The 24,028-nt window shown below is 55.1% G+C and carries 23 protein-coding genes; 19 read left to right on the forward strand and 4 right to left on the reverse strand.

Features of this window, described 5'->3' with window-relative positions:
• Window positions 1-61: 61 nt before the first annotated feature.
• The 7 genes from atpA to CGL_RS15635 all read left to right on the forward strand — a co-directional run bounded on the left by atpA (window position 62) and on the right by CGL_RS15635 (window position 6,308).
• Entirely contained in the window at window positions 62-1,705 is a 1,644-nt protein-coding gene (atpA, locus tag CGL_RS06030) for a F0F1 ATP synthase subunit alpha (protein WP_011014202.1), read from the forward strand.
• Window positions 1,706-1,761: 56 nt separating this feature from the next.
• Window positions 1,762-2,739: a F0F1 ATP synthase subunit gamma gene (locus CGL_RS06035; RefSeq protein ID WP_011014203.1), complete on the forward strand. Its 978-nt coding sequence runs from the start codon at window positions 1,762-1,764 to the stop codon at window positions 2,737-2,739.
• A gap of 2 nt (window positions 2,740-2,741) precedes the next feature.
• Window positions 2,742-4,193: a F0F1 ATP synthase subunit beta gene (gene atpD, locus CGL_RS06040; RefSeq protein ID WP_011014204.1), complete on the forward strand. Its 1,452-nt coding sequence runs from the start codon at window positions 2,742-2,744 to the stop codon at window positions 4,191-4,193.
• Between the two features lie 11 nt (window positions 4,194-4,204).
• Window positions 4,205-4,579 (forward strand): F0F1 ATP synthase subunit epsilon, encoded by a 375-nt coding sequence (locus CGL_RS06045; protein ID WP_003861337.1) that lies wholly within the window; start codon window positions 4,205-4,207, stop codon window positions 4,577-4,579.
• A 244-nt stretch (window positions 4,580-4,823) separates the two neighbouring features.
• Window positions 4,824-5,297 (forward strand): DUF2550 domain-containing protein, encoded by a 474-nt coding sequence (locus tag CGL_RS06050; protein ID WP_003854831.1) that lies wholly within the window; start codon window positions 4,824-4,826, stop codon window positions 5,295-5,297.
• A 26-nt stretch (window positions 5,298-5,323) separates the two neighbouring features.
• Window positions 5,324-6,016 carry an endonuclease NucS gene (nucS, locus tag CGL_RS06055; RefSeq protein ID WP_011014205.1) on the forward strand — a complete coding sequence of 231 codons (693 nt, stop codon included), beginning with the start codon at window positions 5,324-5,326 and terminating at the stop codon, window positions 6,014-6,016.
• A 4-nt stretch (window positions 6,017-6,020) separates the two neighbouring features.
• Window positions 6,021-6,308, forward strand: a complete 288-nt coding sequence (locus CGL_RS15635; protein WP_011014206.1) for a hypothetical protein — start codon at window positions 6,021-6,023, stop codon at window positions 6,306-6,308.
• A gap of 4 nt (window positions 6,309-6,312) precedes the next feature.
• On the opposite strand, the gene mce is transcribed toward CGL_RS15635, so the two are convergent.
• Window positions 6,313-6,768, reverse strand: coding sequence for a methylmalonyl-CoA epimerase (mce, locus tag CGL_RS06065; protein ID WP_011014207.1), 456 nt, complete (start codon window positions 6,766-6,768; stop codon window positions 6,313-6,315).
• An 88-nt stretch (window positions 6,769-6,856) separates the two neighbouring features.
• On the opposite strand from mce, the gene CGL_RS06070 reads away from it, so the two are divergent.
• From CGL_RS06070 to CGL_RS06095, 6 genes are all read left to right on the forward strand, one after another.
• On the forward strand, window positions 6,857-7,162 hold the full coding sequence (locus CGL_RS06070) for a thiamine-binding protein (protein ID WP_003854825.1): 306 nt from the start codon (window positions 6,857-6,859) through the stop codon (window positions 7,160-7,162).
• Between the two features lie 85 nt (window positions 7,163-7,247).
• Window positions 7,248-8,171, forward strand: a complete 924-nt coding sequence (locus CGL_RS06075) for a thioredoxin family protein (protein ID WP_011014209.1) — start codon at window positions 7,248-7,250, stop codon at window positions 8,169-8,171.
• Between the two features lie 206 nt (window positions 8,172-8,377).
• Entirely contained in the window at window positions 8,378-9,523 is a 1,146-nt protein-coding gene (locus CGL_RS06080; RefSeq protein ID WP_011014210.1) for an LLM class flavin-dependent oxidoreductase, read from the forward strand.
• A gap of 47 nt (window positions 9,524-9,570) precedes the next feature.
• Window positions 9,571-10,341, forward strand: a complete 771-nt coding sequence (locus tag CGL_RS06085; RefSeq protein WP_011014211.1) for an ABC transporter permease — start codon at window positions 9,571-9,573, stop codon at window positions 10,339-10,341.
• Window positions 10,342-10,355: 14 nt separating this feature from the next.
• The gene (locus CGL_RS06090; protein ID WP_011014212.1) at window positions 10,356-11,087 is read left to right on the forward strand and encodes an ABC transporter ATP-binding protein; all 732 of its coding nucleotides are present in this window, start codon (window positions 10,356-10,358) and stop codon (window positions 11,085-11,087) included.
• A 9-nt stretch (window positions 11,088-11,096) separates the two neighbouring features.
• A complete protein-coding gene (locus CGL_RS06095) occupies window positions 11,097-12,056 on the forward strand; it encodes an ABC transporter substrate-binding protein (RefSeq protein ID WP_011014213.1) in 960 nt (319 codons plus the stop codon).
• Between the two features lie 275 nt (window positions 12,057-12,331).
• On the opposite strand, the gene glgB is transcribed toward CGL_RS06095, so the two are convergent.
• Both glgB and CGL_RS06105 read right to left on the reverse strand, forming a co-directional pair.
• Window positions 12,332-14,527 (reverse strand): 1,4-alpha-glucan branching protein GlgB, encoded by a 2,196-nt coding sequence (glgB, locus tag CGL_RS06100; protein ID WP_011014214.1) that lies wholly within the window; start codon window positions 14,525-14,527, stop codon window positions 12,332-12,334.
• Between the two features lie 37 nt (window positions 14,528-14,564).
• Window positions 14,565-16,592: an alpha-1,4-glucan--maltose-1-phosphate maltosyltransferase gene (locus CGL_RS06105; RefSeq protein WP_011014215.1), complete on the reverse strand. Its 2,028-nt coding sequence runs from the start codon at window positions 16,590-16,592 to the stop codon at window positions 14,565-14,567.
• A gap of 160 nt (window positions 16,593-16,752) precedes the next feature.
• Between CGL_RS06105 and CGL_RS06110 the strand changes: the two genes are divergently transcribed.
• From CGL_RS06110 to CGL_RS06140, 6 genes are all read left to right on the forward strand, one after another.
• Window positions 16,753-17,634 (forward strand): ABC transporter ATP-binding protein, encoded by an 882-nt coding sequence (locus tag CGL_RS06110; RefSeq protein WP_011014216.1) that lies wholly within the window; start codon window positions 16,753-16,755, stop codon window positions 17,632-17,634.
• Window positions 17,635-18,281: 647 nt separating this feature from the next.
• Window positions 18,282-19,082 (forward strand): NUDIX hydrolase, encoded by an 801-nt coding sequence (locus CGL_RS06120; RefSeq protein WP_003854804.1) that lies wholly within the window; start codon window positions 18,282-18,284, stop codon window positions 19,080-19,082.
• A 17-nt stretch (window positions 19,083-19,099) separates the two neighbouring features.
• Complete coding sequence (locus CGL_RS06125; protein ID WP_011014217.1) at window positions 19,100-20,263, forward strand: THUMP-like domain-containing protein; 1,164 nt, start codon at window positions 19,100-19,102, stop codon at window positions 20,261-20,263.
• A 225-nt stretch (window positions 20,264-20,488) separates the two neighbouring features.
• Entirely contained in the window at window positions 20,489-21,277 is a 789-nt protein-coding gene (locus CGL_RS06130; protein ID WP_011014218.1) for an electron transfer flavoprotein subunit beta/FixA family protein, read from the forward strand.
• 29 nt (window positions 21,278-21,306) lie between these two features.
• Entirely contained in the window at window positions 21,307-22,260 is a 954-nt protein-coding gene (locus tag CGL_RS06135; RefSeq protein ID WP_011014219.1) for an electron transfer flavoprotein subunit alpha/FixB family protein, read from the forward strand.
• Between the two features lie 5 nt (window positions 22,261-22,265).
• Window positions 22,266-23,396 carry a cysteine desulfurase family protein gene (locus tag CGL_RS06140; protein ID WP_011014220.1) on the forward strand — a complete coding sequence of 377 codons (1,131 nt, stop codon included), beginning with the start codon at window positions 22,266-22,268 and terminating at the stop codon, window positions 23,394-23,396.
• On the opposite strand, the gene CGL_RS06145 is transcribed toward CGL_RS06140, so the two are convergent.
• A complete protein-coding gene (locus CGL_RS06145; RefSeq protein ID WP_231107905.1) occupies window positions 23,393-23,674 on the reverse strand; it encodes a hypothetical protein in 282 nt (93 codons plus the stop codon). The genes CGL_RS06140 and CGL_RS06145 overlap by 4 nt on opposite strands.
• Between the last annotated feature and the right edge of the window lie 354 nt (window positions 23,675-24,028).

A 24,028-nucleotide genomic window follows, 5' to 3' on the forward strand; every position in this document is an offset into this window, starting at 1 on the left:
AGACACGACGAATTAGACAACATTAGTAATGCTGGAAGAAACAACCGAGAGCAGGAAGAACATGGCGGAGCTGACGATCTCCTCCGATGAGATCCGTAGCGCGATTGCGAACTACACCTCGAGCTACTCCGCGGAGGCCTCCCGTGAGGAGGTCGGCGTGGTTATTTCGGCCGCTGACGGTATCGCCCAGGTTTCGGGCCTCCCGTCAGTAATGGCGAATGAGCTCCTCGAATTCCCGGGCGGCGTCATCGGCGTCGCACAGAACCTTGAAGCTGACCGAGTCGGCGTCGTGGTCCTGGGTAACTACGAGCTACTTAAAGAAGGCGACCAAGTTCGTCGTACTGGAGACGTTCTGTCTATCCCAGTCGGCGAGGCATTCCTTGGCCGCGTTATCAACCCCCTTGGCCAGCCAATTGACGGCCTGGGCGAAATTGCATCCGAAGAGGACCGCGTCCTCGAGCTTCAGGCACCAACCGTGCTTGAGCGCCAGCCTGTCGAGGAGCCTTTGGCAACCGGCATCAAGGCTATCGATGCAATGACCCCAATCGGCCGCGGTCAGCGTCAGCTGATCATTGGTGACCGTAAGACTGGCAAGACCGCAGTCTGTGTCGATACCATCCTTAACCAGAAGGCCAACTGGGAGACCGGCGACAAGACCAAGCAGGTTCGCTGCATCTACGTCGCAATCGGTCAGAAGGGCTCCACCATTGCAGCCCTGCGTAAGACCCTCGAGGAGCAGGGCGCTCTCGAGTACACCACCATCGTGGCTGCACCCGCTTCCGATGCTGCAGGCTTCAAGTGGCTTGCACCATTCGCTGGCGCTGCTCTCGCCCAGCACTGGATGTACCAGGGCAACCACGTCCTGGTCATCTACGATGATCTGACCAAGCAGGCTGAGGCATACCGTGCTATCTCCCTGCTGCTGCGTCGCCCACCGGGCCGCGAAGCATACCCAGGTGACGTCTTCTACCTGCACTCCCGTCTGCTGGAGCGCGCTGCGAAGCTGTCCGATGAACTAGGCGCAGGTTCTATTACAGCACTGCCAATCATTGAGACCAAGGCTAATGACGTTTCCGCCTTCATTCCTACCAACGTGATTTCCATCACCGACGGTCAGGTATTCCTTGAGTCCGACCTGTTCAACCGTGGCGTTCGCCCGGCGATCAACGTCGGTGTATCCGTCTCCCGTGTCGGTGGCGCAGCTCAGACCAAGGGTATGAAGAAGGTTGCCGGTTCTCTCCGTCTGGATCTGGCTGCATTCCGCGACCTGGAAGCATTCGCTACCTTCGCATCTGACTTGGATGCTGCATCCAAGTCTCAGCTTGAGCGTGGCCAGCGCCTCGTTCAGCTGTTGATTCAGTCTGAGAACGCACCTCAGGCTGTTGAGTACCAGATCATTTCTCTCTGGCTTGCAGGCGAAGGCGCATTCGACAACGTTCCTGTTGAAGATGTTCGTCGCTTCGAGTCCGAACTGCACGAGTACTTAGGCTCCAACGCTGCACAGGTCTACGAGCAGATCGCTGGTGGAGCTCAGCTTTCCGACGAGTCCAAGGAAACCTTGCTCAAGGCAACCGAAGATTTCAAGAGCGCTTTCCAGACCACCGATGGCACCCCTGTCATCAACGAGCCTGAGGTTGAAGCACTCGATGCAGGCCAGGTCAAGAAAGACCAGCTCACCGTTTCCCGCAAGGTCAGCAAGAAGTAAGGCAGCGAGCCTACACTAAATGACTGTCCAAGCAACTGAAGGGAGGCGTGTGAACCATGGCAACAATTCGTGAATTGCGTGACCGAATTCGTTCGGTTAACTCAACCAAGAAGATCACCAAGGCTCAAGAGCTCATCGCCACCTCTCGCATCACCAAGGCACAGGGTCGCGTCGCGGCAGCTGCGCCGTACGCCGAGGAAATCCAGCGCGTGCTGGAGCGCCTCGCGTCGGCAAGCTCCCTAGACCACCCAATGCTGCGTGAGCGTGAAGGCGGCAAGCGAGCCGCCGTGCTCGTGGTTACTTCTGACCGCGGCATGGCTGGTGGCTACAACCACAACGTTCTGAAAAAGGCAGCGGAGCTGGAAAAGCTTCTTGCTGAAAGTGGATACGAAGTGGTTCGTTATGTCACCGGCAAAAAGGGCGTCGACTACTACAAGTTCCGCGCTGAAGATGTGGCTGGCACCTGGACTGGATTCTCACAGGATCCAGACTGGGCAGCTACCCACAACGTGCGCCGTCACCTCATTGATGGTTTCACCGCCAGCTCTGAAGGTGAAGCTGCATGGCGCGAGGGACTGAACCTACCAGAAGGCCAGGATATCCAGGGCTTCGACCAGGTTCACGTGGTCTACACCGAGTTCATCTCCATGCTGACTCAAAACCCAGTAGTGCACCAACTGCTGCCTGTTGAGCCAGTCATCGAAGATGAAATTTTCGAAAAAGGCGAGGATCTGCTGTCCTCTTCCGGCGAAGTCGAACCCGACTACGAGTTCGAGCCGGATGCAGACACTCTGCTTGAGGCACTGCTTCCGCAGTACGTCTCTCGTAGGCTGTTCTCCATCTTCTTGGAGGCTGCAGCTGCAGAGTCCGCTTCACGTCGAAACGCGATGAAGTCTGCGACTGACAACGCTACGGAACTGGTCAAGGACCTGTCCCGTGTGGCCAACCAGGCACGTCAGGCACAGATCACCCAGGAAATCACAGAGATTGTTGGTGGCGCAGGCGCGCTCGCCGACAGCGGAGAAAGTGACTAATTATGACTACAGCTCTTGAAGAGCAGAACGCACAGCAGGCAGCCACTGCCGGCCGTGTCGTGCGTGTCATTGGTGCGGTCGTCGACGTGGAGTTTCCCCGCGGCGAGCTGCCAGCACTGTACAACGCACTTACTGTAGAGGTAACCCTCGAATCAGTTAAGAAGACCGTTGTTCTCGAGGTTGCTCAGCACCTCGGCGACAACCTCATCCGCACCATCGCTATGGCACCAACCGACGGACTTGTCCGCGGTGCTGCTGTAACCGATACTGCACGCCCAATTTCCGTACCAGTGGGCGATGTTGTTAAGGGCCACGTATTCAACGCTTTGGGCGACTGCCTAGACGACGTTTCCCTGAACAACAACCCAGAGATCGAGCGTTGGGGCATCCACCGCGAGCCACCATCATTCGATCAGCTTGAGGGTAAGACCGAGATCCTGGAAACAGGCATCAAGGTTATCGACCTTCTCACCCCTTACGTTAAGGGTGGAAAGATCGGCCTCTTCGGTGGTGCAGGTGTGGGTAAGACCGTTCTTATCCAGGAAATGATCACCCGTATTGCACGTGAGTTCTCCGGTACTTCCGTGTTCGCAGGTGTTGGTGAGCGTACCCGTGAGGGCACCGACCTCTTCCTCGAAATGGAAGAAATGGGCGTTCTCCAGGACACCGCCCTGGTGTTCGGTCAGATGGATGAGCCACCAGGAGTCCGTATGCGCGTGGCTCTGTCCGGCCTGACCATGGCGGAGTACTTCCGCGATGTTCAGAACCAGGACGTGCTGCTGTTCATCGACAACATCTTCCGTTTCACCCAGGCAGGTTCTGAGGTTTCCACCCTTCTGGGTCGTATGCCTTCCGCCGTGGGTTACCAGCCAACCCTGGCTGACGAGATGGGTGTTCTCCAGGAGCGCATTACCTCCACCAAGGGCCGTTCGATTACCTCTCTGCAGGCCGTTTACGTTCCTGCCGATGACTACACCGACCCGGCTCCAGCGACCACCTTCGCTCACTTGGATGCAACCACCGAGCTTGACCGCTCCATTGCTTCCAAGGGTATTTACCCAGCAGTGAACCCACTGACCTCCACCTCTCGTATTCTCGAGCCAGCAATCGTTGGTGAGCGTCACTACGAGGTTTCTCAGCGTGTCATCGGCATTCTGCAGAAGAACAAGGAACTTCAGGACATCATCGCCATCCTTGGTATGGACGAGCTTTCTGAAGAGGACAAGATCACCGTTGCACGTGCGCGTCGCATCGAGCGCTTCCTGGGTCAGAACTTCTTCGTTGCAGAGAAGTTCACCGGTCTTCCTGGCTCCTACGTGCCACTGACCGACACCGTCGACGCTTTCGAGCGTATTTGCAACGGCGACTTCGACCACTACCCAGATCAGGCTTTCAACGGCCTCGGTGGTTTGGACGATGTCGAAGCTGCATACAAGAAGCTGACCGGAAAGTAAGGTAGAGACACATGGCTGAAATCACCGTTGAACTGGTGTCTGTAGAGCGCATGCTGTGGGCCGGCCAGGCCTCCATCGTGACTGCACAGACCACCGAGGGTGAGATCGGCGTGCTGCCCGATCACGAGCCTCTTCTCGGCCAATTGGTTGAGAACGGTGTCGTGACCATCCAGCCGATCGACGGCGAAAAGCTTATCGCCGGCGTTTCGGATGGATTCCTCTCCGTATCTAAGGAAAAGGTGACGATCCTCGCGGACTTCGCCGTCTGGGCGAATGAGGTTGATACCGCATCCGCCGAGGCTGACCTTAATTCGGACGACGAGCTGGCCAAGGCACACGCCGAGGCTGGGCTGCGCGCGGTCCGCCGCAGCAGCGAAGGTCTCTAAACCTCCGTTTAGCTGAAGTAGTAAAACCCGCTGATATTTCTAAATGAAGTATCAGCGGGTTTTGGTATTTCTGGGTGTCGCATTAGCCCCGCTGTGGGGGTGATTTATTGGGAGTACCTAGGGTCCTGACAACCTATGATCCTTGACCTCGGCAGGATCAACGACGGCGGTTTCGCGCCAGGCGACATTGTGAGTAGGATCGTCTAAAATCGTTTTCTTATCGCAGGAAGGACTCAAAAAGGCCGTGGAATATTTGACCTGGGGTTTGGTGATTGTTGCAGTGTCGGCAGTTCTTCTTGCTGCCTGGCGGTTTTTCACCTTACGTTCTCGGGGAACCACTGTGATTCTGCGTGAGTTGCCACAAAGCGGTGTGCATGGCTGGCGCCATGGATCATTTCGCTACAACGGCAACGACTTGGAGTACTTCAAGCTGCGCTCTTTGTCTCCCATGGCTGACCTTATTTTGAACCGCCTTTCAGTAACTTTGCTTGATCGTAGAGATCCAGCTGCTGATGAGGCGGTTTTTATGTCTCAAGGCTTAAAAATTCTGCACATTAAATCCAAAAATGATCAGATTGAATTAGCTTTGGACGCCCACGGGGAGATGGCGTTTACTGCCTGGTTGGAAGCAGCACCAGATGCGCGGGCGGAGCATTCATTGAATCCACGTGATTTCAACCGCTTTCGAGCCAGCAAAGACACCCGCAAAAACCGCTAAGTAGACGTCATTGTTATGGTGGGTGCATGCGTTTAGTCATCGCCCGTTGCTCAGTTGATTATGTTGGCCGTTTGGAAGCTCATCTTCCGTCCGCCGATCGCCTTTTGATGGTTAAGGCGGATGGTTCTGTATCCATCCATGCCGATGACCGTGCCTATAAGCCACTGAACTGGATGACACCTCCATGTTCTTTAGTTGAAACTCCCATCACTGATGAAGATGGTGAAGCAACAGGGGAAAGCCTGTGGGTGGTGGAAAACAAAAAGGGCGAGCAGCTTCGAATTACTGTGGAAGAAATTCATTCGGAACAAAACTTCGATCTAGGCCAAGACCCAGGTTTGGTGAAAGACGGAGTGGAAGATCATCTCCAAGAGCTTCTTGCAGAGCACATCACTACGTTGGGTGATGGGTACACATTGATTCGTCGGGAGTATCCAACAGCTATTGGGCCTGTCGATATTTTGTGTCGCAACTCTGACGGCGAGACTGTCGCTGTGGAGATCAAGCGTCGTGGTGGCATCGACGGCGTTGAGCAGTTGACCAGGTATTTGGAATTGCTCAACCGTGATGAATTGCTCAAGCCTGTTCATGGAGTGTTTGCAGCCCAGGAGATTAAGCCTCAGGCAAAGACTCTCGCGGAGGATCGTGGCATCAAGTGCGTGACGTTGGATTATCAAGCGCTTCGTGGCATTGAGTCCAATGAGCTGACATTGTTCTAAGAACATGGGCCGAAAAAATAGAAGAACCAATATTCAGCCAGCTAGGGACCTGCCGGTCGATGGTACCTCCTATTGGGGAACTCAAACTCAGGAGGGCCCTAGCTGGACGTTTGGTGAGCCGTATTTGGTGAGACAGATTGGTTCATCGGCGGCGAAGAAGTTTTATATTTGCCCCGGATGTAACCAGAACATTCCGCCGGGTGTAGCTCATATCGTGGCGTGGCCGAAGGAAGCCGGCGGGCGCGCTGATGATCGCCGACACTGGCACAAACCTTGCTGGGAGCGTCGATAAGCAATTAGCTTTGAGGCTGCGTGATCTCGAGCAGCACGCCGCCCGCGTCTTTGGGGTGCAGGAAGTTGATGCGGGCACCGCCGGTGCCGTTTTTGGGTTCGGGGTAGAGCAGGCGCACGCCTTGGCGGCGCAGGTGCTCGGAGAGCGCATCGATGTTGTTGGTGCGCAGGCACATTTGCTGGATGCCGGGACCTTTCTTTTCGAGGAATTTGGCGATTGTGGAGTCCTCGTTGAGCGGCGCGATGAGCTGAATCATGCCTTCTGTGCTTTTAATGTCTTTGGGGCCGATCATGGCCTCTGAAATGCCTTGTTCCTCATTGATTTCTTGGTGGTGGTTTACCCAGCCGAATGCGGAACGGTAAAATTCGATGGCTTCCTCGAGGTCAGGGACGGCGATGCCAACATGATCGAGGCAGATGACGTATTCGTGGGGGATATTCAAAGACTGTTCGGTAGACATGGCTTAATTTTAGGCATAGCAGGTGGGGGAATATTGAGGATTGGGCAAGCTAGTCATCACATGCCAACCCCAAGGTAGGGTGGCAGATATGATTGTTGCTTTTTCTGTAGCCCCGACTGTTACTGATAATCCAGATGCTGAGATGGCCGATGCGGTCACGGAGGCGATTCGAATCGTCCGCGCATCGGGTCTGCCTAATGAAACTAACGCGATGTTCACGCTCATTGAGGGGGAGTGGGATGAGGTGATGGCGGTGATTAAGGAGGCCACTGAGGCGATCTCTAGGGTATCTCCGCGTACATCGTTGGTAATTAAGGCTGATATTCGTCCGGGACACACTGGCCAATTGACGAGGAAGGTGGAGGCGGTGGAGGAACGCCTAGCTAGGGATTAGCTTTGTACTTAAACTTGTTGTTTTTAAGTGGATTTCCACAAAGTGTTAGAAAAAGTCATTCGAGAAGAAGGCGTGAGTTTTAATCGTGACGTCCCCGCATAATTTTGTCAGTGGTGCTATTGATCTGGGTGAGGTGAAAGCGCGTGCGGATGCGCGCCAGAAGGCCCATGAGCAGGGGCCGGTAACTCAGGGCATTGCTAGTTCCCTTGATGTGACCATGGAGAACCTGGAGAATGAGGTGCTGCGTCGTTCCACGCAGGTTCCGGTGATTGTTCTCGTGGGTACCCCGCGCAGCCCTGATTCGGAGCAGTTGAAGTCGGATCTGACCACGCTTGCTGCTGAAAGTGGCAGGAAGTTCATTTTCGGTTATGTCAATGCTGATACCGATGCTGATGTGGCCCAGGTGTTTGGGGTGCAGGGCTTGCCGTCGGTGATTGCTGTGGCAGCGGGACGCCCTCTGGCTGATTTCCAGGGCGGACAGCCAGCGGATGCACTAAAGCAGTGGACTGATCAGGTGGTTCAGGCTGTGGGTGGACAGCTGGAAGGACTGCCAGAGGAGGCCACAGACGGCGAACAAGAAGACGCTCCTGTGGAAGACCCCCGCTTCGATGCTGCCACTGATGCTCTAAACCGTGGCGCTTTCGATGAGGCGATTGCGGTTTATGAGTCCATTTTGGCGCAGGAGCCAAACAACGCTGATGCGAAGCAGGCACGCGATACCGCAAAGCTGTTGGGCCGGCTTGCCACGGTGGATCCTTCGGTGGATGTTGTCGCTGCTGCAGATGCTGATCCAACAAACGTTGATCTGGCCTACACAGCAGCTGACGCGGCTGTTGTTGCGGGTGATCCTGAGGCTGCCTTTGATCGTTTAATTGCTCTGCTGACCATCAGCGCTGGCGATCAGAAGAATCAGGTGAAGGAACGTTTGCTGGAGCTGTTTGGCATGTTTGAGACCGCCGATCCCCGTGTGCTGCAGGCGCGAGGAAAGATGGCCAGCGCGCTGTTCTAAAACCACTCTCTATCCAGAAAAATATAGACCGCTTAGTCTTTTCCAGGACTAAGTGGTCTACATTTTTACCCAAAATGCAGCTCACGCAATAGACATCTCGGTCTATATACTTGCCACCTTCGCGCCCTGCAAATCCCCACACTACTTATATCCAGCCCGAAAATAATACTTCTCTCTAGACGAAGCGGTCTGTTTAAGTATGTGCCATGACATTAACTTTCCATTGGTTCCTATCCACTTCAGGCGATTCCCGCGGCATCATCGGCGGCGGTCACGGTGCAGAAAAATCCGGCACCTCCCGCGAATTGAGCCACAGCTACCTCAAGCAGTTGGCGCTAGCTGCCGAGACCAACGGTTTTGAATCTGTCCTGACACCAACGGGCACGTGGTGCGAAGATGCGTGGATTACTGACGCTTCTTTGATTGAGGCGACAAAACGCTTGAAGTTCCTCGTTGCGCTTCGCCCTGGGCAGATTGGACCTACGCTGTCTGCTCAAATGGCTTCTACTTTCCAGCGTCTGTCTGGCAACCGTTTGCTGATCAATGTGGTCACCGGTGGGGAAGATGCGGAGCAGCGTGCGTTTGGTGATTTCTTGAACAAGGAGGAGCGCTACGCCCGTACCGGAGAATTCTTGGATATCGTGAGCCGCTTGTGGCGAGGCGAAACCGTCACGCACCACGGTGAACACCTGCAGGTGGAGCAAGCTAGCCTTGCGCATCCGCCAGAGATTATTCCGGAGATTCTTTTTGGTGGATCGTCGCCAGCTGCAGGTGAGGTGGCTGCACGTTATGCGGACACCTATCTCACGTGGGGTGAAACTCCCGATCAGGTGGCGCAGAAAATCAACTGGATCAACGAGCTAGCAGCACAGCGCGGCCGGGAACTGCGCCATGGAATCCGCTTCCATGTGATCACCCGCGATACGTCTGAAGAAGCATGGGTGGTGGCAGAGAAGTTGATTAGCGGGGTCACTCCAGAACAGGTCGCTAAGGCTCAAGCCGGGTTTGCAACGTCTAAGTCGGAGGGGCAGCGCCGGATGGCTGAGCTGCACAGCAAGGGTCGTGCCTTTACTAGTGGCTCAACTGCTCGTGATCTGGAGGTGTATCCCAATGTGTGGGCAGGCGTCGGTTTGCTTCGCGGAGGTGCAGGAACAGCCCTTGTGGGCTCGCATGAAGAGGTCGCCGATCGCATCGAAGAATACGCAGCACTCGGCTTGGATCAGTTTGTACTGTCGGGTTATCCAAACTTGGAGGAGGCCTTCCACTTCGGTGAGGGTGTGATTCCGGAGCTGCTGCGCCGCGGTGTGGATATCAAAAATCAAGAATCACGAGTTTTGGAACCTGTTGGGTAAACGGGAAGAACGAGACGTCGATAAGCAAATTTCTTAAGGAACCTGACATGACTACAACCTTGACTCGCCCCAAAATCGCGCTGCCCGCGCGCATCTATTCACCGCTTGCGGTGCTTGTTTTCTGGCAGCTCGGCTCGAGCCTGGGCGCCATCCCGGAGCGGATTCTGCCGGCACCAACCACGATCTTGGCCGCCAGCTGGGAGGTCGCCACAAATGGCACGCTTCTCGACGCCCTCCTCGTCTCAAGCCAACGCGTCCTTCTAGGCTTCGCCCTCGGTGCTGTCCTAGGCATTTCCCTAGGTGTATTGACAGGCATGTCCAGATTTGCAGACACCGCCGTTGATCCGCTCATTCAAGCTGCCCGCGCGCTGCCTCACCTGGGTCTTGTGCCGCTGTTTATCATCTGGTTCGGTATCGGTGAGCTGCCGAAAGTACTGATTATTAGCCTCGGCGTGCTGTATCCGCTGTACCTCAACACCGCCAGCGGGTTCAGGCAAATTGATCCAAAGCTTCTGGAAGCCGGCCACGTGATGGGCTTCGGATTTTTCCAGAGGTTGCGGACCATCATCATTCCTTCTGCCGCGCCGCAACTTTTTGTCGGCCTGCGCCAAGCAAGTGCGGCCGCCTGGCTCTCACTGATCGTGGCGGAACAGGTCAACGCCCGCGAAGGACTCGGCTTCCTCATCAACAATGCGCGCGATTTTTACCGCACCGACCTCGTTATTTTCGGCCTCATTGTCTACGCCAGCCTCGGTCTGCTGTCTGAAGCGCTGATCAGAGCTTGGGAACGTCACACCTTCCGCTACCGAAACGCATAAGAAAGTTGCTCGCCATGACTGCCACATTGTCACTCAAACCCGCAGCCACTGTCCGTGGATTGCGCAAATCATACGGAACTAAAGAAGTCCTCCAAGGAATCGACCTCACCATCAACTGCGGCGAAGTAACCGCGCTGATCGGACGCTCAGGTTCAGGAAAATCCACCATCCTGCGCGTGTTGGCGGGCCTATCTAAAGAGCATTCCGGCTCTGTAGAAATTTCCGGAAACCCGGCCGTTGCCTTCCAAGAGCCTCGCCTGTTGCCGTGGAAAACGGTGCTCGATAATGTGACCTTTGGCCTCAACCGCACTGATATTTCCTGGTCAGAAGCACAAGAACGCGCCTCGGCACTGCTTGCAGAAGTCAAACTTCCCGACTCCGACGCCGCCTGGCCCCTCACGCTCTCCGGCGGCCAAGCCCAGCGCGTCTCCCTTGCGCGAGCGCTCATCTCCGAGCCAGAGCTTTTGCTTCTCGACGAACCCTTCGGCGCCCTCGATGCTCTGACAAGACTGACAGCCCAAGACCTGCTGCTCAAAACCGTGAACACCCGAAACTTGGGAGTTCTGCTGGTCACCCATGATGTTTCCGAGGCCATCGCCCTGGCCGACCACGTCCTTCTTCTTGACGACGGCGCCATCACACACAGTTTGACTGTAGATATCCCCGGCGATCGCCGCACCCACCCCTCCTTTGCCTCCTACACCGCTCAACTCCTTGAGTGGCTCGAAATCACCACACCTGCCTAGAAAGAAATCATGAAATTTAAGAAAATCGCCCTCGTTCTCGCCTTCGGTCTAGGCCTTGCATCCTGCTCATCAGCTTCTGGCGATCCCGCCACCAACGCCGATGGATCCATCGATCTGAGCAAAGTAACCCTTAACATCGGTGATCAAATCGCCGGAACAGAACAAGTGCTCCAAGCTTCAGGGGAGCTAGATGATGTCCCTTATAAAATCGAATGGTCATCATTTACCTCTGGACCACCCCAAATCGAAGCATTAAACGCAGGTCAAATTGATTTCGCGATCACCGGAAACACCCCACCGATCATCGGCGGCCCCACCAACACCAAAGTGGTCTCCGCCTACAACAACGATGCTTTAGGTGATGTCATCTTGGTCGCCCCGGATTCTTCAATAACCTCGGTGGCTGACCTTGCTGGAAAGAAAGTGGCTGTCGCCCGCGGATCCAGCGCCCACGGACACCTCATCCAACAACTAGAAAAAGCAGGCGTGAGCGTTGACGACGTAGAAATCAACCTCCTCCAACCCTCCGACGCCAAAGCCGCTTTCCAAAACGGCCAGGTAGATGCGTGGGCAGTGTGGGATCCCTACAGCTCACAGGCGGAACTGGAAGGAGCTCAAGTTTTGGTCAGGGGAGCGGGACTGGTCAGTGGGCATGGATTTGGTGTCGCAAGTGATGAAGCGCTCGATGACCCCGCAAAGGAAGCCGCCTTGGCAGATTTCCTCGATCGCGTGGCCGACTCTTATGAATGGGCTGAAGACAACACCGATGAATGGGCGACGATTTTCAGCCAAGAATCCGGCTTTGATCCGGAGGCCTCTCAACTGAACACCCGCAGCCTGCGCCATCAGGTGCCGCTCGACGAGTCCGTCAACACCTATCAGAACGCGCTTATCGACGCTTTCGTCTCCGCGGGTCTCGTTGAGGACTTTAATTTCGAGGACACCGTAGACACCCGATTTGAGGGCTAAGTATGTCTGAGTATGGCAAAGGGGCGTTGAGGTGCTCAGACGGCCATACAAAGCATCGTAGTTTGTGCATATGAGGGCTGCTTTTTGCCGCTGTGAGTTGGCTGTTCAGGAATCCGTCCTCGGGTTGGGGAGAGGGGCTGAAACCGAACGAATATTCGCATAAATCTTTCGAATTGGCGCGAATATTCGATCCCGCTGGCCTCCGAACTAGCCATTTTGGTAGAAAATTTGCATCCTTGAGCCGGTATTGGCCCAAGGATGCATTTTCCTGTGTCCTACTTCTGCAGTGAGTAGAACTGAGCACTCATCGCTGGGACATGCAGTGAGAGTGAGTAGGCGAAATTATCGCGTGGTGTCGCTGCTGCTTGAACGGAAGTAGCGATATCGTTTTCTGCACCGAGGAATTCAGCATCATCAGTGTTGAGAACGAGCTTCCATTCGCCACCCGCTGCAACACCGAGCTGGTACTCAGGCTGGGAGGTTCCAGACAGGTTGAATACACACAGCATCTGGGAGCCGTCGCTGCCGAAACGAGTGAACGCCAAAATGTTGTTGGTGGCGTCGTCGCCCTTATTCCATGTGAAGCCTTCTCCGGTGAAATCCTGAGTGTGCAGCGCAGGGGAGTCTGAGTAGACACCGTTGAGGGAGCGGGTCAGAGTGCGGATGGCTTCGTGGTACTCGCCTTGCCAGCCGTCGACAATATCCCATGGCAGTCCCTGGCCTTCAGCCCACTCTTCACGCTGACCAAACTCCTGACCCATGAAAAGCAGCTTCTTGCCTGGGTGTGACCACATGTACGCAAGGAAGGTGCGAAGACCAGCGGCCTTGTTCCACGTATCGCCAGGCATACGGTCCCACAGGGAACCCTTGCCGTGGACGACTTCATCGTGAGAGATCGGAAGTACAAAACGCTCAGAGAATGCGTACACCAAGGAGAAAGTGAGCTCACTGTGGTGGAATGCGCGGTGCACAGGGTTTTTGGAGAAGTACTCTAAGGTGTCGTGCATCCAGCCCATGTTCCACTTGAGGGAGAATCCCAAGCCGCCGTCCCACGTTGGTGCGGTCACGCCAGGCCATGAAGTTGATTCCTCAGCGATGGTGAGCGCACCAGGGTGCAGTCGCAGCACCGTGGCGTTCATTTCCTGCAGGAACTGCACTGCCTCGAGGTTCTCGCGACCACCGTAGATGTTTGGTTCCCATTCGCCGTGCTCACGGGAGTAATCGAGGTACAGCATGGAGGCCACGGCGTCGACGCGCAGACCATCGATGTGGAATTCTTCAATCCAGTACAACGCATTAGCGACGAGGAAGTTGCGGACTTCGTTGCGACCGAAGTCAAAGACCAGGGTGCCCCAATCCTTTTGTTCGCCGCGCCTCCAGTCAGGGTGTTCATAGAGGGCTTCGCCATCAAAGCGGGCAAGAGCCCAATCATCCTTAGGGAAGTGGGCAGGAACCCAGTCCATGATCACGCCAATACCGCGGGCGTGGAAAGCGTCGACTAGCGCACGGAACTGATCTGGAGTACCCCAACGAGAGGTCGGTGCGTAGTAGCCGGTGACCTGGTAACCCCAGGAACCACCGAAGGGGTGCTCTGCGACAGGGAGGAATTCCACGTGGGTGTAGCCAAGATCTGCGACGTAATCAACCAGCTCAGTAGCCAAATCCTCATAGTTCTTACCCCAGCGCCAAGAACCGAGGTGGACCTCGTAGACACTCATTGGCTTGGATGCGAGATCAGTTTGGGAACGCTCGCGCAGCCACTCGGAATCCTGCCACTGGTACTCAGAGGAAGCGACAATAGATCCGGTTGCCGGCGCCAGTTCTGCGCGACGAGCCATCGGATCGGCCTTATCACGACGTTGGCCTTCCCTGGTTTGGACGGCGAATTTGTACACTTCGCCTTCCTCTATGCCTGGGATGAACAGCTCCCACAGACCCGAACCACCCATAGAACGCATCGGATGCTGGGATGCATTCCAACCGTTGAAGCCACCGACCACTGCGCAGCCAATTGCGTTTGGAGCCCACACAGTAAATGCGGTGCCACGAACTGTTCCGAGCGCAGTTTGGTAGGTCTTGATGTTGGCACCGAGAATCTCCCACAAACGCTCATGGCGTCCCTCAGAGAAGAGGTAAATATCCATCTCGCCTACGGTGGGGAGGAAGTAGTATGGATCAGCCTTGACCTGCGGTTCTTGATCAGGCCAGGTGACTTCCAAGCGATAGTCAGCGCGCTCGCGGTGACCTAAGTCAATTGCGAAAATGTCGTCGCCGATAGGGGTCATGACGTGGGAGGTGTCGTCGATAAGCAAATTAACCTGCGTCGCGCCGACCTGGCGCGTGCGGATAACCGAACCAGCTTCGGTCTCATGCCAACCATAAAATCCATGAGGATCGTGATGGTTGCAGTGGCGCAGGCGGGCCAGATCTGCTTCAGGGATGGTGATGTGGCTCGCGGGGTCAACGGTCATGATGATAATCCTTGATAGAAGGTACAGAGATGGGAAATTACGCGCGGTAGGTCTTGATTTCGCGCCACGCGAGACGCTCACGGCGAGACGCTGGAAGTTCAGGAAGAACAAAGATGTGGGCGACATCGCGTAGGGGCTCGAGGCGGACAAAGTTCGTCTCTGACCACAGGTAACGGGAGCCGGTGATCGCATCGCGCACCTCAAACTGTGCACCCGCTTCTAAGCCAAGCGCTCCAAGATCAAGGCGAACAGTAGCCTCACGAGCACTACGTGGATCCAAGTTGACCACAATCAACACGGTATTTCCGGTCAAAGCATCAACCTTGGAGTAGGCGATGATCTGATCATTGTCCGCTTCGTGGAAGTGGATGTTGCGTAGTTGCTGCAAGGCAGGGTTCGCGCGACGGATCTGGTTGAGCAGAGCGATGTAATCCTCGAGAGAATCGCCACGTTCCAGAGCACCCTCGAAATCGCGGGGACGCAGCTCGTACTTCTCAGAATCCAAGTACTCTTCCGAACCAGGCTTGACGGCCTCGTGCTCAAAGAGCTCATATCCGGAATATACGCCCCACACAGGAGACATCGTGGCGGCCAATGCGGCGCGGATAGCGAACATGGCGCGTCCACCATGCTGCAGAGACGCATGCAAAATGTCGGGAGTGTTCACAAACAGGTTCGGACGAGAAATATCCGCCATGCGGGCGATCTCAGTAGCGAACTCGGTGAGCTCCTCCTTGGTGACCTTCCACGTGAAGTAGGTGTAAGACTGGGAGAAACCAATCTTGGCCAAGCCATACAGACGTGCCGGGCGAGTAAACGCCTCCGCTAGGAAAATGACCTCAGGGTTTGATTTATGGATGGCAGAAATAAGCCACTGCCAGAAATTAGCGGGCTTAGTGTGCGGGTTATCCACGCGGAATGTGGTCACACCCAAATCCACCCAGAACTTCACCACACGATAGACCTCTTCGTAGATCTTCGGAGCATCATTATCAAAGTTGATGGGATAAATATCCTGGTACTTCTTCGGTGGGTTTTCTGCATACGCAATGGTGCCATCAGCCAACACCGTGAAAAACTCGCGGTGTTCCTGCGCCCATGGATGATCAGGGGCAGCCTGCAGAGCTAGATCGAGTGCAACTTCCAAATTGAGTTCCCGTGCGCGAGCCAACAACGCCTGGAAATCTTCAATGGTGCCCAACCGCGGATGCGTTGCATCATGCCCACCATCTTTAGAACCAATAGCCCACGGCGAACCCACATCATGAGGTTCCGGGGTCAGCGTATTATTGCGGCCCTTGCGGTTGACCTCGCCAATCGGATGGATCGGCGGGAAGTAAACAGTATCGAAGCCCATCTTCGCGACACGCTCCAACGCCTGAGCAGTGGTAGCGAAAGTGCCATGAACGGGGGTGCCGGACTCATCCCAACCACCTGTGGAACGAGGGAAAAGCTCATACCAAGAGTTGACCAAAGCGGCACGACGCTCGACACGAACCTGCAGGTTTTCACCCATCGTGACCAACTCACGCAACGGGTTAAGTTCTAAAAGATGAGTGACACTCGCGGTGAGCGCTGGGGCGAGACGTGCGCGTACATCGCCGCCGCGCCGCAGAGAGGAGGCGACGTCGAAAAGCGCAGTCCTATCCTCTTTAGACAAATTCTCCGCAGCACGCTCAAACAGCTGAGCCCCGTGCTCAAAGTCGTTATACAACTCATCCGAACCCTGACCGGCCTCAATCTTAGTGGTAATCGCATGACGCCACGTAGCCATAGGATCCGACCACGCATCTACACGAAATGTCCAATTACCAGGGACATCAGGAACGAAAAATGCATTCGACTGATCCTGATTATCAGGAGTGGGGCGCATATGAATCTGAATAGGCTCAGCCGCCACTGAAGAATCCTCCGGACCGGACACATTCAACGTCGCGGCAATTGCATCATGGCCTTCACGCCACACAATAGCCGAGACAGGAACAATCTCACCCACTACTGCTTTCGCTGGATTTCCATCCAAAATGCGGGGACGAACATCATCGATACCGAGACGGCCAGTCACAGTTTTCTCCTCAACATGCAGTGTGAAGTGCGAACAAACGCACACAAGCTTAAAAGTTCGATCAAGCAGACACATCGGCAATTAGCCGGGGGTATGTCTCCATTATGAAAGCTTAACGGAGCTGTGTCACTTCCACACGGAACCGGAGAAATCAGTCAAGATGGGAGATGTGACTAACTCTATAAATAACTCTGCAGCTGCATCTTTTCCCTCTGATGAAGAAGAATCCAATGAAGACCTCCTCATCGATTTCCAAGGAGTCTTCTTTAAGAGGGATGGTCGAAACCTCGTCGGCCCCGTCGACTGGCAAGTAGAACTAGATGAACGCTGGGTAATTATCGGACCAAACGGAGCCGGCAAAACCACACTCATCCGCATGGCATCCGCCGAAGAATTCCCCTCCGGAGGAATGGCACGCCTCATGGGAGAACGCATCGGCAAAACTGACATGCGCGACCTCCGCTCCATGATCGGCGTCAGCTCCTCCGCATTAGGCAACCGAATCCCCTCCGAAGAAAAAGTCTCTGACCTAGTCATCTCCGCAGGCTACGCAATCCTCGGCCGCTGGCGCGAAGACTACGACGAAATGGACTTCGGACAAGCCACCGAAATCCTCGAACAAGTCGGAGCCATGCACCTAGCCGACCGCACCTGGGGAACCCTCTCCGAAGGCGAACGCAAACGAGTCCTGGTCGCACGCGCACTCATGACCAACCCGGAACTCCTCATCCTTGACGAACCAACCGCAGGAATGGACCTCGGCGGACGCGAAGACCTCGTCGGCTACCTCGGAGAACTCGCCATGGACCCAGACGCACCTGCCATCGTCATGATCACCCACCACGTCGAAGAAATCCCCGCCGGATTCACCCACGCAATGCTCCTCGACGAAGGTGAAATCGTAGCCCAAGGCCTGATCAACACCGTCATGACAAACGAGAACCTATCCAAAGCATTCCACCAGCCAATCCAAGTAGACCGCATCGGGGAACGCTACTTTGCCCGCCGTGTGAGAACCGCCAGGAGTCATAGGGCTCAGTAGGTTTTTTGGAGTTGTGGGCCGGTGTTGGAGGGGTGGTTGTTTAATAGGCGACTTCACGTATGCGGACTTCATGTGCGCTGACTTCTTGCGCTCAACTTCTCATGTGCTGACTTCACTCCGGATTGCTGGCATTTAGTAGTGATGTCGTGTGATGAGAAGTTGAGTATGCGAAGTCGGTACCGAGAAGTCGACCTTTAGGACATTTTTAGAGGAGTCCACGCAGAGACTCTGTCTCCGTAAGTTCGATTTCACGGTTACGACTTCGAACTGTCGATATCCCGGGTGCGGTTTCTCAATTACAATTTCGCACTTCCAATTTCTCAAGAGCGATACCACTAGGAAAAGTGCCATTTTCCGACTGAAATCGCCGTTGAGAAATTGAGCGCAAGGTATCGAGTTTGCGAAATCGGTAATAAGAAATCGTAACCGTGAAATCGAACTTTAAACCCAAATGACCGAAAAAGTTCAAACCAACAAGCATCAAGTGACACATTCTCGTGCGGACTGCGCACGGAATCCATAGACTGGTCTGCAGAAGTTTTACGTGTGGGTTTGCTTCGGATGGGGCTTTAACAAGCTTCACAGATGTTGGTTTTTCATAGGCAAGCTATCCAGAAGTAGGCTTTACAGAAAGTCAGGGTGTGGCAATGGTGATGCAGGGCATTGGTGGTAGGAAGCTGGCGGCGACGGTGCTGTTGGTTCGGGATGGGATCATCAATGGGCGTCCTGATGTGGAGGTTTACATTCAGGAGCGTGTGTCTACTATGGCTAATTTTCCTCGGGCGACGGTGTTTCCGGGTGGGGGTGTTGATTCTCGGGATTTTGCGGATGGTCACGGTAAGGAAGTGTGGAGGGGACCTAGCGCGGAGGAGTGGGGTGTGCGTTTAGGCGTGGAGCCTCATGTTGCGTATGCGTTGGTTTTTGCTGCGGTTCGTGAGTTGTTTGAAGAGGCCGGTACGTTGCTTGCGGAGCATACGGATGGTTCTGGTTTGGTGAAGAATGCTGGTCAGTATCACGGATATCGGGAGTTGTTGGAGACTCATGAGATGTCGCTGACGGATATGTTGCAGAGTGAGAATTTGGCGATTCGTAGTGATTTGATTGTGCCTTTTGCCAGGTGGGCGAGCCCTGAGGGTAATAGGGAGCAGTTTGATACGTTTTCTTTTGTTGCTGTGGAGCCGGAGGGGCAGTGTGCGGATGGTAATACGTCGGAGGCGTCTTCGACGGGGTATTTTCCTGCACGGCTGATTTTGGATGGTTGGCGCGCCGGGTTGTTGAGGTTGGTTATTCCGACGTGGGCGTCGTTGTTTGAGTTGTCGCAGTTTAAGACTGTGGAGGAATTGCTGGAGTACAGCGCGCAGGTTGATATGTCTCCTGTGTTGGATGATGCGGTGGATAATCCGAGGTATGCGGAGTTTTATCAGGCGATGCGCACGGAACGGTTTTGATCATTTAAGGTTCATTCATGAGCTTTAGTGCGGATGAGGTGCGTTTCCTGGCGCAGTCGGAGCGGGAAATCGCGGAGATGACTGCGGATCTTGACTTGAGTAAGAAGTCGATGATTTCGGATGTGGCGACGCTTCGGAAGCACTTCGGTGACTTCGGGAGGGCTGTTGCAGAACTAGCGGGGGCGAGGCGCAGCGCGGTGGGGAAGCTTCCGCAAGATTGGCTGATGTGTCAAGAATCTGCGCAGCAAACCACTCCGCCTGCGGTGTCAGCGGAGCGCGCCCGGCGTCTGAAAACTGCACTTGGTGAGAACGTGATTGTTCATGATGTCACCTGTTCCATCGGTACGGAGGGGCATGAACTTATCGATGCCGGCCTTCGCTACCTGGGTTCTGATCTAGATTTCTCACGCACCCTCATGGCAGCCCACAATCTCCAGGGCAAAAACGCCCTGATTTTCCGCGCCGACGCGCTCCAGCCCGCAAGCAGGGGAGCCGACGTCATCATCGCGGACCCTGCCAGACGCGCCGGGGGCAAGCGCATTACAAATCCGGCACAGCTCCTGCCACCTCTGCCTTCGCTTCTCGACGCCTGGATCAACCAACCACTCGCCGTTAAATGTGCCCCCGGCCTTGATTTTTCGGAATGGCCAGGTCTCGTCAGTATTGCCAGCGTTGATGGAGGCGTGAAAGAAGCATGCCTCTACACTACGGATCTGGCAGATGGGGAAACTCGCGAAGCTATCGTGATCAAAGATGGGCTCATTGACCGCATCACCAACTTTGAAGACGATGCCACGGGACAAGACCTTGCGGCTGCACCTGGTGAGTTCATCATCGACCCAGACGGTGCCATCGTGCGCGCCGGGTTGGTTCGCCACTATGCAGTGCGTGAGCAGCTGTGGATGTTGGATGAGCGGATCGCATACCTTACGGGCAATCGGATTCCAGAGGGTACCAGCGGTTTTAGGTTTATTGAAGAGGTTCCGCTGAAGAAGCTGAAATCGGCGATGGCAGCACATGATGCGGGGGCGGTTGAAATTTTAGTGCGTGGTGTTGATGTTGATCCTGATCAGTTGCGGAAAAGATTGCAGCTGAAGGGTACCAAGGCGATGTCTGTGGTGATCACTCGAATTGGCAGCCGAGGGGTTGCATTGATTTGTGGTCCTCGCGAGCGCGCCTAAAGCCGATGCAAATAAAATTGCCCTGGAAATTGTGCACATCGCGCTGGATTGCTTAGTCTGTTCTATATAGACTGGTTTGTCTGTCAGCGCGTGTGTTTATAAAGTTGCGTGAAAACCGACGGTAGGTAGGCGTCGAAAAGCAATGGGCGAAGCCCGCGTAGTATGGGCGGGCAACGCTAAAAGCGCCAAAAACGCCAAAAATCGTGAATTGAAAGGTGAGTGTGGATGTCCACAATCGTGGTTCTGGTTAAAAATGTTCCAGACACCTGGTCTAAGAGGACTCTGGAAGCTGATTTCACCCTTGACCGTGAGGGTGTAGATCGAGTCTTGGATGAGATCAATGAGTTTGCTCTGGAGCAGGCACTGCGCTTGCGGGAGTCCAACCCGGATGCTGGTTACCGCGTTGTTGCGCTGAGCGCCGGCCCTGCCGGTGGGGAAGAGGCGCTGCGTAAGGCGCTGTCCATGGGTGCTGATGAAGCAATCCAGCTCAGTGATGATGCCTTGGCTGGTTCTGATCTTTTGGGAACCGCTTGGGCGCTGAACAACGCTATCAACACCATCGCGGGTGTTGCTCTCATCGTGACGGGTTCGGCTTCTTCCGATGGTTCCATGGGTGCGCTTCCTGGCGTGTTAGCTGAGTACCGCCAGGTCCCAGCGTTGACTAACTTGTCTGCGCTGAAGGTCGAGGGTGCATCTATTACTGCCACTCGCATTGATAACCACGGCACCTATGAGTTGCAGGCTGCACTTCCTGCGGTTGTGTCGATTTCCGATAAGGCTGACAAGCCACGTTTCCCTAACTTCAAGGGCATCATGGCTGCTAAGAAGGCTGAGATCAAGAAGCTTTCCTTGGCTGAAATCGGCGTGGCTCCAGAGCAGGTTGGTCTGTCTCACGCGGCAACTGCTGTTACTGCTGCAGCTGATCGTCCTGAGCGCTCCCAAGGTGATGTCATTGGTGCATCGGGTGCTGCTGAAAAGATTGCTGAGTACCTCGCTTCAGAGAACCTCATCTAGCCACTATCTTCACAAAGGAGAACATTTAAATGTCTATTTCTTATGTGCTGGTTGAGCAGCTAGATGGCCGCCCAGAACCAGTTACCCTTGAATTGATCACTGCTGCTCGCGCACTCGGTGACGTCGTTGCCGTTGTCGTTGGCGAGCCAGGTGCCGGCGTAAACCTTGCTGCTGAGCTCGGCAATTGGGGTGCAGCACAGGTTGTTTCCGCTGAAATCTCTGGCGCTTCCAACCGTTTGATCTTGCCTGCTGTTGATGCGCTGCACATTTTGGCTGCGAACAACCCAGGTCCAATTGTTATCGCTGCAACTGCAAGCGGTAATGAGATCGCTGGTCGTTTGGCTGCCCGTTTGGCTTCTGGTGTGCTCACCGATGTCGTCGGAATCAATGCCGACCGCACCGCACAGCAGTCCATTTTCGGCGACACCATTCAGGTGTCCGCTGCAGTTGGTGGCGCTTCACCGCTGTACACCCTGCGTCCAGGTGCCCTTGATGGCGTGGCCGTTCCTGCAACCGGTGAATTGGCAACCATTGAGATCCCAGGCGCAACCGCCAAGGATGTCACCATCACCTCCTTCACGCCAAGCACCCAGAGCGATCGCCCTGAGCTGCCACAGGCAAAGGTCGTTATCGCAGGTGGACGTGGTGTCGGAAGCGAAGAAAACTTCCGCAGCATCGTTGAACCACTGGCAGATGCATTGGGCGGTGCCGTTGGCGCAACCCGCGACGCCGTTGATCTGGGCTACTACCCAGGCGAGTACCAGGTTGGTCAGACCGGTGTCACCGTGTCCCCAGACCTCTACATCGGCCTCGGCATTTCCGGTGCAATTCAGCACACTTCTGGTATGCAGACCGCAAAGAAGGTTATTGTGATCAACAACGATGAGGACGCGCCGATCTTCCAGATTGCGGACCTCGGTGTCGTTGGCGACCTCTTTGACATCGCCCCTGCGCTCATCGAAGAGATCAACAAGCGCAAGTAGGAGTTTTGAACACTTTTTATCTGGACCATGCAGCCACCACACCAATGCGTGAGGTGGCCGCAGCTGCGTGGATGGAAAACGCGCAGGCATTGAATCCCGCGAGTCAGTACGGTTCGGGGCGTAAGGCGCGCAGCGTTGCGGATTCGGCTCGTGAAGAAATTGCTTCTTTGCTGGGCTGTGAACCTATCGAGGTTGTGTTTACCGCGTCCGGCACGGAGGCAGATAACCTCGCTGTGCAGGGGTTATTCCACGCATCGCCTCTCAATCGGATTATTTCTACGCCGATCGAGCACCCCGGGATTCTGGAAACCGTCAAGGCTCTAGAACTTGGCGGGGCAGAGGCGGAGCTCATGCCGATCGGTCCAGATGGACGAGTGTCTTCCTTCGAAGCGCTGGACAAGCCTGCCGCGGTTGCCACTATGATGTGGGCGAACAATGAGACCGGCGCGATTCAGCCGGTTTCTGAGTTCATCGCCGCCGCGCAGGCGTCCGGCACGCCAACACACATCGATGCGGTTCAGGTCGTTGGCCATCTGCCGGTCAATTTTGATGAGCTCGGCGCCACCACTTTGGCTGCCTCCGCGCACAAATTCGGTGGACCACGTGGCGTCGGCCTGCTGTTGGTGAGGCGCTCACCAGCACCTTCAGCCGTATTGCACGGAGGTGGTCAGGAGCGCGGCATCCGTCCAGGCACCCTTGATGTCGCCGGCGCAGCTGCCACCGCAGCCGCATTACGCGAAGCAGTGGCCGAGCTTGACGGCGAAGCCACCCGCCTGCGCGGACTTAAAAAGATGCTTCTCGACGCCATCCTCCACACCATCCCCAACGTACTGGTCCACACCACCGAACCATCCCTGCCAGGACACCTGCATCTCTCCTTCCCAGGAGCAGAAGGCGATAGTTTGATCATGCTGCTCGACTCCTTGCGGATCGAAGCCTCCACAGGTTCGGCCTGCTCCAACGGTGTAAACCGTGCCAGCCACGTCCTTTTGGCCATGGGAATTTCCGAAACCGACGCCCGTGGTGCCATCCGATTCACCCTCGGAAGAACCACCACTGAAGAATCCATCAAGGCAGTGATCGCCGTGATCGAAGACGTAGTGACCAGGGCTCGTACTGCGGGAATGGCTTTTTAGCGACCGTAAATCGCATAGTGCAGTTCCGTTGCCAGCGGGCAGATCACCTGCTGGTGCGACAGCGGAACATTTTGGCAGTCGCCAACAACGGGAGATCCTGTTGACAGCACGATCGCACCAAAAAGTCCGTGAAACATCACGGTTTCTTGGGAACGATTCAACCCAGTCGATGTCATGGTTGGTCCATAGGGATCCACCATGTCGTGTTCTGGAAAGTGCGAGGAAATCGTGTTGGCCTGGGCACTTGGAGCGAACAGCACAGCGCTAGCGATAGTCACAGCAGCGATTGTTGATAAGTATTTCTTGATCATTGTTCAAACATTAATGGTTTATGCTGATTGATTCTCCGCAAGGCGAGACAAAAGTAACTCTAGTTTCGGCTTGCGTTCCAATACCGTCCTATTTGACCAGAAATCAGTTCCGCGAAGATTTCTGGTCATATGGTCTGGTTTTGACCCCAACTAACCGTCCCAGGTGACCAATGCGCGCTGAGGTGGAGAGTTTTCGGTCACCTGGTTTGGTCCGTGGCGGGACAATAGAAAAACTACCCCAGTGCCTACAAAAAGTGGCCTCTCAGAATCGTCTCTGAGCGCTTAAAACTACCACTGTCATGCCTTTACTCATTTAAGTTT

Source organism: Corynebacterium glutamicum ATCC 13032 (assembly GCF_000011325.1).
GTDB lineage: Bacteria > Actinomycetota > Actinomycetes > Mycobacteriales > Mycobacteriaceae > Corynebacterium > Corynebacterium glutamicum.